The sequence below is a fragment of the Streptomyces sp. SCPE 10 genome (genome assembly GCF_051980735.1).
In the GTDB taxonomy this organism is placed as follows: domain Bacteria; phylum Actinomycetota; class Actinomycetes; order Streptomycetales; family Streptomycetaceae; genus Streptomyces; species Streptomyces misionensis.
Genome location: NZ_CP197069.1, coordinates 7532911 through 7546022, shown reverse-complemented (window position 1 = coordinate 7546022; position 13112 = coordinate 7532911). Strand labels below are relative to the sequence as shown.

13 protein-coding genes are annotated in these 13112 nt (G+C 76.2%); 3 read left to right on the top strand and 10 right to left on the bottom strand.

Features of this window, described 5'->3' with window-relative positions:
- Positions 1-19: 19 nt before the first annotated feature.
- Positions 20-904: a helix-turn-helix domain-containing protein gene (locus ACSP97_RS34265; RefSeq protein WP_355154161.1), complete on the bottom strand. Its 885-nt coding sequence runs from the start codon at positions 902-904 to the stop codon at positions 20-22.
- A gap of 472 nt (positions 905-1376) precedes the next feature.
- Here ACSP97_RS34265 and ACSP97_RS34260 point away from each other — a divergent pair, with 472 nt between their 5' ends.
- Complete coding sequence (locus tag ACSP97_RS34260; RefSeq protein WP_440555806.1) at positions 1377-1964, top strand: ATP-binding protein; 588 nt, start codon at positions 1377-1379, stop codon at positions 1962-1964.
- 155 nt (positions 1965-2119) lie between these two features.
- Here the strand turns inward: ACSP97_RS34260 and ACSP97_RS34255 are convergent, their stop codons facing one another.
- From ACSP97_RS34255 to ACSP97_RS34220, 8 genes are all read right to left on the bottom strand, one after another.
- Complete coding sequence (locus ACSP97_RS34255) at positions 2120-2398, bottom strand: hypothetical protein (protein ID WP_355325920.1); 279 nt, start codon at positions 2396-2398, stop codon at positions 2120-2122.
- A 26-nt stretch (positions 2399-2424) separates the two neighbouring features.
- Positions 2425-4674: an acetoacetate decarboxylase family protein gene (locus ACSP97_RS34250; protein WP_440555804.1), complete on the bottom strand. Its 2250-nt coding sequence runs from the start codon at positions 4672-4674 to the stop codon at positions 2425-2427.
- 257 nt (positions 4675-4931) lie between these two features.
- Positions 4932-5594: a response regulator transcription factor gene (locus tag ACSP97_RS34245; protein WP_355154168.1), complete on the bottom strand. Its 663-nt coding sequence runs from the start codon at positions 5592-5594 to the stop codon at positions 4932-4934.
- On the bottom strand, positions 5591-6871 hold the full coding sequence (locus ACSP97_RS34240; protein WP_440558515.1) for a sensor histidine kinase: 1281 nt from the start codon (positions 6869-6871) through the stop codon (positions 5591-5593). Before ACSP97_RS34240 ends, ACSP97_RS34245 begins: the two co-directional genes overlap by 4 nt.
- 49 nt (positions 6872-6920) lie before the next feature.
- On the bottom strand, positions 6921-7769 hold the full coding sequence (locus ACSP97_RS34235; RefSeq protein ID WP_364725212.1) for an ABC transporter permease: 849 nt from the start codon (positions 7767-7769) through the stop codon (positions 6921-6923).
- The gene (locus ACSP97_RS34230; RefSeq protein ID WP_440555801.1) at positions 7766-8704 is read right to left on the bottom strand and encodes an ATP-binding cassette domain-containing protein; all 939 of its coding nucleotides are present in this window, start codon (positions 8702-8704) and stop codon (positions 7766-7768) included. Before ACSP97_RS34230 ends, ACSP97_RS34235 begins: the two co-directional genes overlap by 4 nt.
- A 129-nt stretch (positions 8705-8833) precedes the next feature.
- Entirely contained in the window at positions 8834-9832 is a 999-nt protein-coding gene (locus ACSP97_RS34225; RefSeq protein WP_355154175.1) for a M56 family metallopeptidase, read from the bottom strand.
- Between the two features lie 4 nt (positions 9833-9836).
- Positions 9837-10250 carry a BlaI/MecI/CopY family transcriptional regulator gene (locus ACSP97_RS34220; protein ID WP_382015126.1) on the bottom strand — a complete coding sequence of 138 codons (414 nt, stop codon included), beginning with the start codon at positions 10248-10250 and terminating at the stop codon, positions 9837-9839.
- Positions 10251-10432: 182 nt separating this feature from the next.
- Here ACSP97_RS34220 and ACSP97_RS34215 point away from each other — a divergent pair, with 182 nt between their 5' ends.
- On the top strand, positions 10433-11869 hold the full coding sequence (locus ACSP97_RS34215) for a glycosyltransferase (RefSeq protein WP_440555799.1): 1437 nt from the start codon (positions 10433-10435) through the stop codon (positions 11867-11869).
- Positions 11866-12612, top strand: a complete 747-nt coding sequence (locus ACSP97_RS34210) for a polysaccharide deacetylase family protein (protein ID WP_355154180.1) — start codon at positions 11866-11868, stop codon at positions 12610-12612. Before ACSP97_RS34215 ends, ACSP97_RS34210 begins: the two co-directional genes overlap by 4 nt.
- Positions 12613-12621: 9 nt before the next feature.
- Here the strand turns inward: ACSP97_RS34210 and ACSP97_RS34205 are convergent, their stop codons facing one another.
- Entirely contained in the window at positions 12622-13074 is a 453-nt protein-coding gene (locus ACSP97_RS34205) for a flavodoxin family protein (RefSeq protein ID WP_355154182.1), read from the bottom strand.
- Positions 13075-13112: the final 38 nt, after the last annotated feature.

Genomic DNA, 13112 nt, shown 5'->3' with positions numbered 1-13112 from the left:
CGTGCCAACTGTGCGGGCGTCAAAGGGAGTTCAGTTCTTTGCGGATCCTACCGAGCAGGGCCTCGGTCTTCGCGGCGGACGCCGCCTGCGCGCTCAGGCGGTCCAGGGCCTCGCGGTAGGCCAGGACCTCTTCGGGCTTGTCGACGCGGACGGCGCCGAGCAGGCCTTCCACGTGGACGATGTCGGGCAACTCCCGGGCCCGGAACCGGAAGAGGTGGTACGCGCACGCACGCATCGCGGGGTGCGGGCCGTGGTCGAACGGCATGAGCTGGACGGTCACATGGGGCAGCCGGCCGATCTCGACGAGGTGGTCGATCTGCGCGCGCATCGCCTCCGGGCCGCCGACCGGGCGGCGCAGCGCGGTCTCGTCCATCACCACCCAAAGCCGCGGGGGCGCGTCACCGGCCAGGAGTTCCTGTCGGCGCATGCGCAGGGCGACCCGGCGCTCGGTGTCCTCGGCGGACGCGTGCGGATGGCTCGCGCGCAGCAGGGCGCGGGCGTAGTCCTCGGTCTGTAACAGCCCGTGCACACACTGGTTCTCGTAGGCGCGGATCTGCGTCGCGGCCTGCTCCAGGCCGAGGTGGACGGCGCACCAGCCGGGCATGACGTCGCGGTAGGCGTGCCACCAGCCGCGCTTGTTGGCCTCGCGCACGGACCGCAGGAAGGTCTCGATCTCCCGCCGGTCGGTGACGCCGTAGACCTGGAGCAGCTTCTCGGCGTCGGTGAGCCGCAGCCGGGCCACCTTGGCGGCCTCCATGCGGCGGATCGTGGAGTGGCTGACCCCGATGGCGGCGCCCGCCTCGGCATACCCGAGTCCGGCCCGCACCCGCAGCTGCTCCAGCTGCCGGCCGAGGATCATGCGCAGCACGGACGGGACGCCGCCCCAGTCGGTCTCCGCGCTCATCCCATCCCCTGGAACAGACATCAGGGTCCACCTTCACACACCGTCGCGCCGGGCGTGCCATGCGCACGCGTCCCCGGAGCGGGCAGCATGCACGGGACTCCGTGCAATTTTCAACTCGATGGTTGCGAGGCGTTGTTGGCAGATGGGAAAGTGGGGCGACTGCTCCGGCCGACCGAGGAGCAGGCGGTGTGGCCCGTCGGGGGAGACCGGGCCGCGGCACGGCTTCGTCCGAGGCGGTGCGTCGTCTGCTGCGCACGGCCGCCAGTCCGCCCCCCCACCACGCACGGCCGTACGCATCCCACGCGAGGCCGGACGAAAGGCGCACGGCAATATGGCTCCGCCCTCCGTCCCCCGACCAATCCGCCGCCCCCTTCGCGACGTCGGCACGGACCGCTCCTCTGTCGAGGACGCGGGCCCCCGCTCGCCGATGGCGGCGCGCCAGCCGCGGGTGGCCGAGGATCCGCACCGGGCCGTGTCCACGGCCCGGCTGCCGCACCGCGTGCCACCCGAACCGGCCGGCGCCCCGGCGGCACGCGACATCCCGGACTCCCCCGGCACCCCGGACTCCGCCGGCACCCGGGCGCCGGGCGACGTCCGCGCGCCGGTCACGGACCGGAGCCGCCCGCGGCTCCCCGGCCGGGCCGCCGCCGGGTCCGGACTCGTCGGTTCCGCGGCCTCGTTCGACCTGCCGGCCCGGCCCACGGCCGTCGGCTCCGCCCGGCGGGTGGTACGGGAGCTGCTGACCGCCTGGGGGGTACCGCAGGACGTGCGGGACGATGCCCTGCTGGTCACCTCCGAGCTGGTCACCAACGCGCTCGTGCACGCGGGCGGCAACCGGATCGCCTGCCGGCTGGACGGCACGGCGGACCGGATACGCATCGAGGTCGAGGACGAGGCCGGGGACGAGGACGTCGCGCTCCCGGTGGCCTGCCGTCCCGGACCCGACGACCAGCACGGGCGTGGGCTGTTCCTGGTCGAGGCGCTGAGCCGTGGCTGGGGTGTCGCCTTCCCGCCCGGCCGTCCCGCCCGCGTCGTCTGGGCCGAACTCGCATCCGTCTGACGTCTGCCGGCCGTGCGTCGCAGACCATCCCCCCACCAGTCCGGAGGACTTCGTGCACCACATCGCCCCCGTTCCCGTTCCCGTTCCGGCCGTCGATCCCTCCTGGACCGGCGCCCGCCCGAAGCCCGGCTCCGACGAGCAGCCCGGCTGACGGGTCAGGGCACCGGAGCAGGTCCGTCGCCGCGCGCGTGGGTGAGCAACGCCTCGGCGGCGAACCGCAGTCGGTCCGCCGCCGACGTGCAGACGGCGGCCTGCCGGGCCAGCGCGGCCCCACTCCCCCCGGGCGCCGCCGGGCAGGTGCCGAGCGTGGCGGCGATGGCGCGCAGACGCCGGGCGTAGCCGTCCATGAGGTCGGCGTCGGCCCGCAACCGGCCGACGTGGTCGAGGAGTTCGCGGGTACGGGCCGTGCCCGCCCGGGGGGACTCGGTCGCCATGGATACTCCCGGTCTGCTGGGGGACTTCAGCGCGCGAGGACGGCGCCGCCGCCGCGATGGGCCATGAACTGCGGGCAGGCCAGCACGAACAGCGGCCGGGCCGCGTGGATGCCGAGCCGGCGCAGCTGTCCGGCGAGGGGTTCGGCCGCCGCGGTGCCCAGCCGTACCCGCACGCCCGCGCCCGGGTGCAGCCGGAGTCCGCCGTGCGCCCGGACCAGGGTGCGCACCGTGCTGGTGGCGCGGCGGCCGTAGAGGGCCCGGTCGGCGTCGGGGCAGCGCACGCCCGGACCGAGCCGGCCCTCGACCACCAGGCCGAGGTCCTGGGAGCGGGCGCGGATCTGCCGGCTCGTCAGGTCGGCCTCGACGCGCATCCGCAGCGCGGGCTGCCCCCAGATCTCCTGGGCGACCACGCGGGCGGCCTCGGTGGTGACGGCGAGGGAGAGGACGTAGCGGCCGGTGCGGCGCAGGTCGACACGGCGCAGCAGGTCGGTGACGGCGTCGTACGGGCGCGGCCGCCACAGGTCGTCCACCAGGACGGACAGGGCGATCTCGGTGTACGGGCCGATGGTGGTGCAGCGGTGCTCGTGCACGGACAGCACGGCGAGGGCCCGGTGGCCGAGCCGGCTCGGGGACAGCCAGGCGGCGTCGGGCAGCAGACTCCGGGCGGCGTCCGGATCGACGGGGAAGCAGAGGTGGGCGGCGGCGGAGTCGTAGTAGCGCACCGGCACGTCGACGGGGCCGACCGTGGTGCGCACGGGCGCCGTGGCCAGGGTGAGGAAGGGGTGGCCGGCGGGCGGGTGGGCGTGGTCCTTGAGCCGGTAGGCCTGGGTGCGGACGACGGGCCCCCGGTAGGGCGTCAGCGCCTCGTCGATGTCCGCGCGGGCCGCGGGTACCAGGGTCCTGAGGTGCTCGATGTACTCGCGCAGCCGGTGGCACAGCGGGAACTCCCGGCTGGGGCCGGCGTACTCGACGTCGTAGCGGCCGGGCCGCGAGGGCGGGGGCGCGGGATGAGTGGGGTCCGCGGGAGGGGTGGAGGCCGTGCGGGCTGTGTGATCCGCCGGAGTCTTCGCGGAGCCCGGGCCGGTGTGATCCGCGGGGAACGCGGGAGCGGCGGGGGTGGTCGGGTCCGTGAGGGCGGCGGGAGTCGCGGGCGCCGCCGGGGCCGGGCGGCTGCCGTCGGGGGCGGCCACCAGGTCGAACTGGTTGGTGACGGTGGCCACCCAGGTGCGCGGGTCGGCGGGTTTGCGGTCGCCGGCCGGCGAGCCCACGGCGATGACATGGGTGACCCGGTAGGTGCGGCAGAACTCCTCGTCCTGGGCGAGGTTCAGCACCGCGTTGCCGCCCTCGCCGTGCCCGATCAGCGCGAGTTCCGCGCCACGCGGAATGCCGTGGCCGGCCACGGCCCGCATCAGCGAGCGGGTGTACGGCGAGTCCGTGCCGCACAGATCGCGCCAGGCACCGACGAGGTCCTGCGGGGCGTCGCTGCGCGGGCGCCCGGGAGCCGTCCAGGGGGCCTGGAGCACATAGCGGACGACTCCGTCCGGGCCGCGCACGTTCTGCACGAGGATCCGCCCGTCGGTGGAGAGCACCTCGATGTTGCGCAGGAAGCCGAGGAAGGAGCCCTCGGTGGCGAGGGCCCGCCGGCGCTGGTCGGCGAGGTCGACGGCCTCGGCCCCGCCCTCGGCGCCGGCCGCCCCGCCGGTCTCGGACCGCCCGTCCAGCACGTCGCGGACCGCGAGGAGTTCGGATATCAGCGGTGCGAGCCCGGACAGGGCGCGCTGGGCCGTACGGTCGTGCAGCAGGGCGCGCAGGGCCCGTACGGCGTCCCGGTCGCGGTCGGCGGCGAGGGCCCGGGTCAGCAGGCGCATCCCGGGCACGTACGCCAGTTCGGGGTGGTCGGCGAGCACGGCGGCCACGCGCAGCCGCAGCGAGGTGAGCGCCACCACGGCGGCCAGGCTGTCGCCGCCGAGCGCCCGGCCGGCGGCGCCGAGCACACGGGCGACACCGCGGTGGGGGCCGTCCGCCGTCGTGCCCGCCGGGTCGCCGAGTCCCCGGCCGCCGCCGGCGAGGGCCCGCAGCAGCGCCCAGCGTGCCGCGAGGCCGGTGCGGCGGGTGGCGGTCAGGCCGGGGGCGCGCAGGGTGGTGGCGGTGCGCTCGGCCACCGCGCGGATGCCCTCGGCGACCTCCAGCACCTCCCGCGCACAGCCGCGCAGCACTTCCCCCGGGTCAGGACCGTCCGGCGCGGGCCGTCCGGGTGCGGTGCCGTCCGCTCGCATCCGACGCTCCCTCGGCTCGACGACGTACGACGGCTGCGGCCGCGTCGAGCGGGATGCGGCCCGCGTCCATCGTGGGCCAGCGCCACCGGCGCCGCACCTTCGTCCGGGCCCGCGGCGGGGGTCGTCGCGGCGGTGCGGTGCGCCGGGTGGCCTACGACCGCCGGGCGAGCGCCTCGGACGATCCCGTGCGGCGCCCCGTCACCCGTCCGGCCCAGTCGGCCCCGGGGTGGGCGGGGAACGCGGCGCTCGGCGAGGGGTCAGCGGGCGCCCGGCCGGGCGAGTCCGTGGTCGTAGGCGAAGATCACCGCCTGGACGCGGTCGCGGGCGCCGGTCTTGGCCAGGACCCGGCCGACGTGCGTCTTCACCGTGGACTCGGACAGCACGAGGCGGGCGGCGATCTCGCCGTTGGTCCAGCCCTTGCCGATGGCGATGAGGATCTCGCGTTCCCGCTCGGTCAGCCGGCCGAGGCGGGGGTCGTCGGCGCCCGTGCGGGCGGCGCCGTAGCGGGCGAACTCGTCCAGCAGGCGGCGGGTGAGGGCGGGGGCGATCACCGCGTCGCCGGCCGAGACGGCGCGGATGCCGGCCAGCAGTTCGTCGGGGCGGGCGTCCTTCAGCAGGAAGCCGCTGGCACCGGCGCGCAGGGCCGCGTGCACGTACTCGTCCAGGTCGAAGGTGGTCAGCACGAGGACGCGCGAGCGCTGTCCGGCGGCGACGATGCGGCGGGTGGCCTCGATGCCGTCCATCCCGGGCATGCGGATGTCCATCAGCACGACGTCCGGGCGCAGTTCGGCGGCCCGGCGCACGGCCTCGGCGCCGTGCTCGGCCTCGCCGACCACCTCGGTGCCCGGCACGGAGCCGAGCAACATACGGAAGCCGTACCGTTGCAGCGGCTGGTCGTCCACGATGAGCACGGTGGTCACGCGGTGCCCTCCCGCGGAGTGAGGTCCAAGGTGGCCGCCACCGCCCAGCCGCCATCCGGGGCGGGGCCCGCGCTGACGTGTCCGCCGTAGAGCGCGGCCCGTTCGCGCATGCCCAGCAGGCCCTGCCCCTCTTCCGTTCGCCGTCCCGCAGGGGTTCGGCCGGTGTCGCGGACGCGGATGCCGAGCCGGGTGTCCTCGACGTCGATCGCGAGGTCCACCCGGGTGCCGGTGCCCGCGTGCTTCAAGGTGTTGGTCATGGCTTCCTGCACGATCCGGTAGACGGTCAACTGCACGCCACCGTCGAGGGATTCGGTGTTCCCTACGGTCCGGTAGACGACGTCGAGACCGGCGGCGCGCACGCCCTGGCACAGCGCGCCGATGTCCGCGAGGCCGGGCTGCGGGCTGAGGTCGGACGGCCCGAGGCTTGACCGGCCGGGCGCGGGGCCCGCGGTCGGGCCGTCGGCGTCGCGCAACACGCCCAGCACGCGCCGGAGTTCGCCGAGCGCCTGGCGCCCGGTGTCGCCGATCAGCCCGAGTGCCTCCGCGCCGCGTGCGGGGTCGGCGGCGCAGGCGTGGGCACCCGCGTCGGCGAGGGTGATGACGACGGACAGGTGGTGCCCGACGATGTCGTGCATCTCCCTTGAGATCCGGGCCCGTTCGGAGGCGGCGGCCAGTCTGCTGCGCTGGTCGCGCTCCGTCTCCAGGCGCGCCGCCCGGTCGCGCAGCGCGGCGAGCTGGGCGCGGCGGATCCGGATCACCAGGCCGAGCGCGAGGGCCGCGGTCGCCGTGCTCAGCAGGAAGAACAGCGCGTCCACCGTGGCCACCACCACCGACACCCGCGCCGCGACCAGGGCGAGGGCCGCCGCCATCACCGCGCAGGCCCAGGGCAGTCGGCGCGGCCGACCGTGCAGGGCCAGGCTGTACAGGGCGAGGAAGAGGGCGACGTCCGCGTGCAGGGCCGCGCCCAGCGCCCACTGGAGGACGAACACGGTGGCGATCGCGCCGAAGGCGGCCGCGGGACGACGTCGGCGCCACAGCAGCGGCAGCACCAGACCCGCCTGGAGGGCGAGCATGGCGGCGAGCGGCAGCCGGGTGAAGGCGAGCCGGAACCGGCGCGGTCCGTCGGCGTCCACGACACCGCCGTGCAGCAGGTCCGGCAGGCAGAACAGCAGGAAGACGACCGCCACCAGCGCGGTGTCCAGCGCCCAGGGGCGGGCACGGTCGGCGCGCCGCAGCCGCCGCCCGGCCCGGCCGAGCCGGGCGGCGAGCGGCCCCATCGCGCCGAGGTCCGCCGTGGTCGTGGCGGGTCCCGCGCCGTGCGGGCGGTCAGACGTCACCGCGGCGCAGCCGGTACGCGGCGCCGGCGAGCGCGAGCGCGGTCCAGCCGAGGAAGACGAGCAGTCCGGTGCCGGGCGCCAGGGTGGTGGCGTCGTGGGTGAGGGCGTACATCGCCTGGCCCGCGTTGCTCGGCAGGTAGGGGGTGAGGTCGGCCTGCCAGGAGCTCGGCAGCAGCGAGGCGAGGCCGGGGACGAGCATGAAGACGGCGACCAGGACCGAGATGCCGCCGGCCACCGAGCGCAGCAGGGCGCCCAGGGCGGCGCCGATCACCCCGACCAGGCCGAGGTAGAGCCCGGCGCCCAGCAGGCCCCGGACGACGCCCGGGTGACCGAGGGTCAGGGCGGCGGGGGTGCCGGCGACGATCCGGCTGCCGACCAGGAAGGCGATCCAGGCGCCGACGGTGCCGACGACGAGCGCGACCAGCCCGTACACCGCCGCCTTGCACCACAGCACGGGCAGCCGGCGCGGTACCGCGGCCATGGTGGAGCGGATCATGCCGGTGGAGTACTCCCCCGCCGTGACCAGCACGCCGAGCACCCCGAGGGCGAGTTGGGCGAAGTTGGCGCCGAACAGGGACAGGCTCAAGGCCGTGGAGCGGGCGAAGTCCCGGTCCATCCGGGGCGATCCGGTCATGGACGTGTATCGGCTCGCGGCGATGACGCCGAAGACGACCAGGAACAGCAGTCCCAGGGCGAGGGTGATCCAGGTGGAGCGCAGGGACCAGAGCTTGGCCCATTCGGAGGCGAGGACCCGCCGTCCGGTGACGCGGTAGGCGGGGCGGCCGGGCGCGGCCTCGGCGCTCCCGGTGGGGTTGCCGGTCTCGGTGAGGGTGCTCATGCGGCGCTCCCGGTGCGGTCGGTGCCGGTGGTGGTGCCGTGGTACTCGACGGCGTCCCTGGTCAGTTCCATGAAGGCGGATTCGAGCGACACGACCTTGGTGGTCAGCTCGAACAGGGGGATTCCGTGCTCGGCCGCCGTCAGCCCGATCTGGCGGGCGCTCACCCCGGTGACCTGGAGTTCCTCCGAGCCGACCCGGCCGGTGATCTCCACGCCGGGTCCGGCGAGCACCTCCCGCAGCCGCGCCGGGTCCTGGGTGGCGACCGTCACGGTGTCGCCGCCCGCCTCGCGCACCAGGTCCCGGACCGTCGTGTCGGCGAGCAGCCGGCCGCGGCCCACCACGATCAGGTGGTCCGCGACCAGGGCGACCTCGCTCATCAGGTGGGAGGAGACGAACACGGTCCGGCCCTCGGCCGCGAGCGAGGTCAGCAGGTTGCGGATCCACAGGACGCCCTCGGGGTCGAGGCCGTTGACGGGCTCGTCCAGCATGACGGTGCGGGGGTCGCCGAGCAGGGCCGCGGCGATGCCGAGCCGCTGGCCCATGCCGAGCGAGAAGGAGCCGGCCCGTTTCCCGGCGACGCTGCCGAGGCCGGCGAGTTCGATGACCTCCTCGACCCGGCGGCGCGGGATGCCATGGGTCAGCGCGAGGGCGCGCAGGTGCTGGTAGGCGGTGCGTCCGGGGTGCACGGACTTCGCCTCCAGCAGCGCGCCGACCTCCTGGAGCGGGGCGCGGTGACCGGCGTAGCGGCGGCCGTTCACGGTGACGGAGCCGCTCGTCGGGGCGTCGAGGCCGACGATCATGCGCATGGTGGTGGACTTCCCGGCGCCGTTGGGGCCGAGGAAGCCGGTGACGGAGCCGGGTCTGACCACGAAGTCCAGTCCGTCGACCGCCGTCTTCTCGCCGTACCTCTTGGTCAGTCGTCGCGCGTCGATCATTCGCACTCCCTCTGTCGCGGGCCGTGGCGTCCGTCACGCCTGACGCCTCACTGGCCACGCTAGGCGCCGCGACCCCGCGAACCCGTGGTACCGGGGGCTGAACGGGGCAGAGGGGGTGGTACCGGGGTACTACAGCGGCCTGGTGTGCCGGTGCGCGTGGCAGTGCGGATGCCGGTGCGAGGCGCCGTCCGGGCCGGTGGCGACCGGGGCCGGGCGGGCGGTGGCGCACTGCGCCGAGCGTGCCGTCACGACCATGCGCTCGCTGTCGGACGCGGCCTCGGCGAGGCTCGCGCAGCACAGCGCGAGCAGTACCGCGCCGGCCACGAACGGCAGGGCGCGCGGCGCGGGCGGGGGAGCCAGCAGCGCCCGCACCCGCTGTGGCACGGCGCCGCCGGTCGCGGCGAGTTGGTGGCGGCGGTGGGCGGCGGCGGAGGCCAGGGCGGCGCGGCCGACGGCGCGGGCGACCACCGTACGGCTGCCCACGTGTGTGGCGGCGTCCTCGTCGGCCCAGCGTTCCAGCACGTAGCCGCCCGCGTCGGCGAGGGGGCGCAGCAGCGGGGTGACGGCGGCCGTGAGCCGCCACAGCGCGAGGTAGAGGTGGTGCCGGCCGCGCAGGTGGGCCCGTTCGTGGGCGAGCAGGGCGGCGCGTTCGTCGTCGCCGAGGCAGCGCAGCATGCCGCGGGAGACCACGATCCGGCCGGGCGCGCCGGGCAGCGCGAAGGCCTGGGGCACCTCGTCGTCGAGGACGGTGAGTTCGGTGTCGCCGGGCACCGCGGCGGCTTCCCGTCGGGCCCACAGCAGTTGCCGGGTCTGCCGTACGGCGGCCACGGCGAGCGAGCCGAGCGCGGCGATCAGGCCGAGTGCGCCCAGTGCCGCGACGGCGAGGGAGACCGGGTCCTCGGCGCGCAGCGCGGCCACCGACCAGTGGCCCTGCTCGGCGACCTCGGGTATCTGCGCGAGCCCGGTGAAGGCGAGCAGGGCGAGGGAGCCGAGCCAGCCGGTGGCCGTCACCAGCGCGGCGCAGGCCAGGGAGCGGGCGGCGGCGCGGGGCGGCAGCCGGCGGGCGGCGGGGGCGAGCACCGCGAGGACGACGGTCACCACCAGTGGTACGTAGACGGTGAAGGTCACCCGCTCACGTCCTCTCGCCGGGGCGGCCCGGGTCGGACCCGCCGAGCAGCCGCTGGAGCAACTGCTCGTCGGCGGCGGAGAGTTCGGAGACGAACCGGGCGAGCACCGCCTCCCGGTCCGAGCCGCGGTCCAGCAGGGTGCGCATCCGGGCGGCGGTGTCGGAGGCCTCGTCGCGGGCGGGGGCGTAGGCGTAGCCGCGGCCCTCGGGCCGTCGGACCAGCATGCCCTTGTCGTACAGGCGGGACAGGATGGTCAGCACGGTGGTGTACGCCAGGTCGCCGGGGAGTCCGTCGCGGACCTGCCGTGCGGTCAGCGGCCGGTCCGCGGCCCAGAGCACGGCCAGCACGCCGCTCTCCAGTTCGCCGCGTGCCCTCCGGCCGGGCGTCTCCCCGGGCGCGTCGCTCGCACGGTCGCGCATTTTTCTTCCCTCCTCGCGCCCCCGTCGGGCTTTTGCCCGGCCTTGACGGTCCGGCGGAACAGCCTACCCGCCTGCTACTACATCTCGTACGAGACCATCTACTACATGTTGTAGAGTTCGGTCGCTCCGCCCGGCTCCCGCGCGGAACTCCCCTCCTGCTGCTCCGCGCGGAAGGCACACCCATGCCCCACCTCGGAAGTACGGCCCATCTGCGTGCCCTGGCGGCCGCCACCCTGCGCACCGCGCCGCCCGCCGGACCCACGGCGCCGCCCGCCGGACCCACGGCGCCGGCCGAGCGGGTCACCCTGCTGTCCGCCGGTATCGGCGCCGGGCACGACGGCGCCGCCGCCGAACTGGACCGCCGGCTCACGGCGGACGGCTTCACCGTGGACCGGCTCGACCTGCTGGACCTGCTGCCGGCCCGCACCGGCCGGCTCATCCGGGACGGCTACCACCGGATGCTGCTCACCGCGCCCTGGGCCTACCAGCGCATCTACCGCAGCACCGAACGCGCGGGCGGCGGCGGCCCGCTCGCCGCGGCACTGCTGCGCCGCACCGAGGAGCGGGTGCTGCGGGCCCTGCCCGCGGGCACCCTGGCGGTCGTCTCCACCTACCCGGGCGCCAGCCGGGTCCTGGGCGGGCTGCGCCGCTCCGGCCGGCTGACCGTGCCGGCGCTCACCTATCTCACCGACTTCTCGGTGCACCCGCTGTGGGTGGCCGACGGCATCGACGTCCATCTCGCGGCGCACGCCGTGCCCGCCGGGCAGGCCCGGGGCGCCGGGGCGCGGGACGTGCGGGTGACCGGGCCGGTCACCGACCCCCGCTTCCGCCCGGCCGGCGAGGACGCGCGGGCCGCCGCCCGCGCCCGCTTCGGCCTGCCCGCGCACGCGCCGCTGGCCCTGCTGGTCGCCGGTTCGTGGGGCGTGGGCCCGGTCCGCCAGGTGGCCCTGGAACTGCGGGCGTCCAAGGTCGCGGTGCCGGTGGTGGTGTGCGGCCGCAACGCGGCGCTGGCCGCACGGCTGCGCGCCGACGGTGTGGAGCACGCCTTCGGCTGGGTGGACGACATGCCAGGGCTGATGCACGCCGCCGACGTGCTGGTGCAGAACGCGGGCGGGCTGACCTCTCTGGAGGCCTTCGCCGCGGGCCTGCCGGTGGCGAGTTACCGCTGCATACCCGGCCACGGGCAGACCAACGCCGCCGCGTTGGAGGAGGCGGGCGTCGCCGCGTGGATCCGAGACCCCGGCCAACTGGCGCCGGTCGTGGCCGAGTTGGCCCAGGGAGCGCGGGGGCTGCGGCAGCGCGCGGCCGCACTGGCGCTGTTCGCCGACGCCGGATGCGGCCCGGCCGCCGAGATCGCCCGGATCGCCCGGAGGTCCGCCGCGGGCCTGCCGGTACCGGCTCCGGTGCGGCGGCGCGCCGGGCGATCGCGCCGGTTCGTCGCCGTCACCTCGGCCGCCTGCGTGCTGTGGGCGACCGCCATCGGCACGGCGGTCGCCACCACCGACGACGGCCCCCGTCTGATCCGCGCCCTCGGCCACGAGCTGCGTTTCGAGGGCGCGGACCACACCCCGGACACCGGCGCCCCCGGCGCCCCGCACCGCAGGAGCCACCGCCCATGACCGTCGTACCCGCCCTGCGCGGCGCCGCCCTGGCCGCGCTGCCCGTTCTCGCCGCCGCGCACGCCGCGCCGGTGGTCACCACGTTCGGCCCGCTGCGCAATCGCGCCATGCCCCGGCTGGCCGGGCGGGGCCGGGCCGGCCATGTCGCCCTGACCTTCGACGACGGTCCGGATCCGCGCTCCACCCCGCTGTTCCTGGGCGCGCTGGCCGCGCGCGGGGTGCGCGCGACGTTCTTCCTGCTCGGCGGCGAGGCCCGGCGCAGCCCCGGGCTGGTCCGGGAGATCGCGGCCGAGGGCCACGAGATCGGCGTCCACGGCTGGCTGCACCGTCCGCTGCTGCTGCGCGGACCACGGGCGACGTACGACGACCTCGCCAGCGCCCGGGACCTGGTCGGCGATCTCACCGGCCGGCGTCCCACCCTGTTCCGGCCGCCCTACGGCGTGATGTCGTCCGCCGCCCATCTGGCCGCGCGCCGGCTGGGACTGACGCCGGTGCTGTGGACCTGCTGGGGCGAGGACTGGACCGCCCGCGCCACCCCCGCGTCCGTGCACCGCACGGTCGTGCGCGATCTGCGCGGCGGCGGCACCGTCCTGCTCCACGACTCCGACCGCACCTCCGCCCCCGGCTCCTGGCGCGCCACCCTCGGCGCCCTGCCGCGCATCCTGGACACCTGTGACCGGCGGGGCCTGGAGGTCGGTCCGCTGTGCGAGCACGGGTGGCCGGCGAGCCGACGCACGGCGTGAGCGACCGGGTCAGCCGGCCAGGCCCGCCGCGAGGGTGGCGCCCAGCTCCCAGCACGCCTCCGTGTCGGCCTTGCCCGGCGCCCCCGTCACGGTGACCGGTTCGGCCGCGCGGCGCCAGCCGAGGCCGGTGGTGATGGCGTCGAGGGCGCGCGCGGCGCCGGTAACGTCGCTGCCCCCGTGGATGTAGGAGCCGAAGGGGCGGCCCCGGGTCTCGTCCAGGCAGGGGTAGTAGATCTGGTCGAAGAAGTGCTTGAGGGCGCCGGAGAGGTAGCCGAGGTTCGCGGGCGTGCCGAGGAGGTAGCCGTCGGCTTCCAGGACGTCGGTGGCGGTGGCCGCGAGGGCCGCGCGGCGGACCACCCGAACGCCCTCGATCTCGGGCGCCGTGGCACCCGAGACAACGGCCTCGAACAGGGCCTGGCAGTTGGGCGACGGGGTGTGGTGGACGATCAGCAAGGTGGGCACGGCAGCACCCTGCCGGGTCCGGCGCCCGGTGCGCAAAC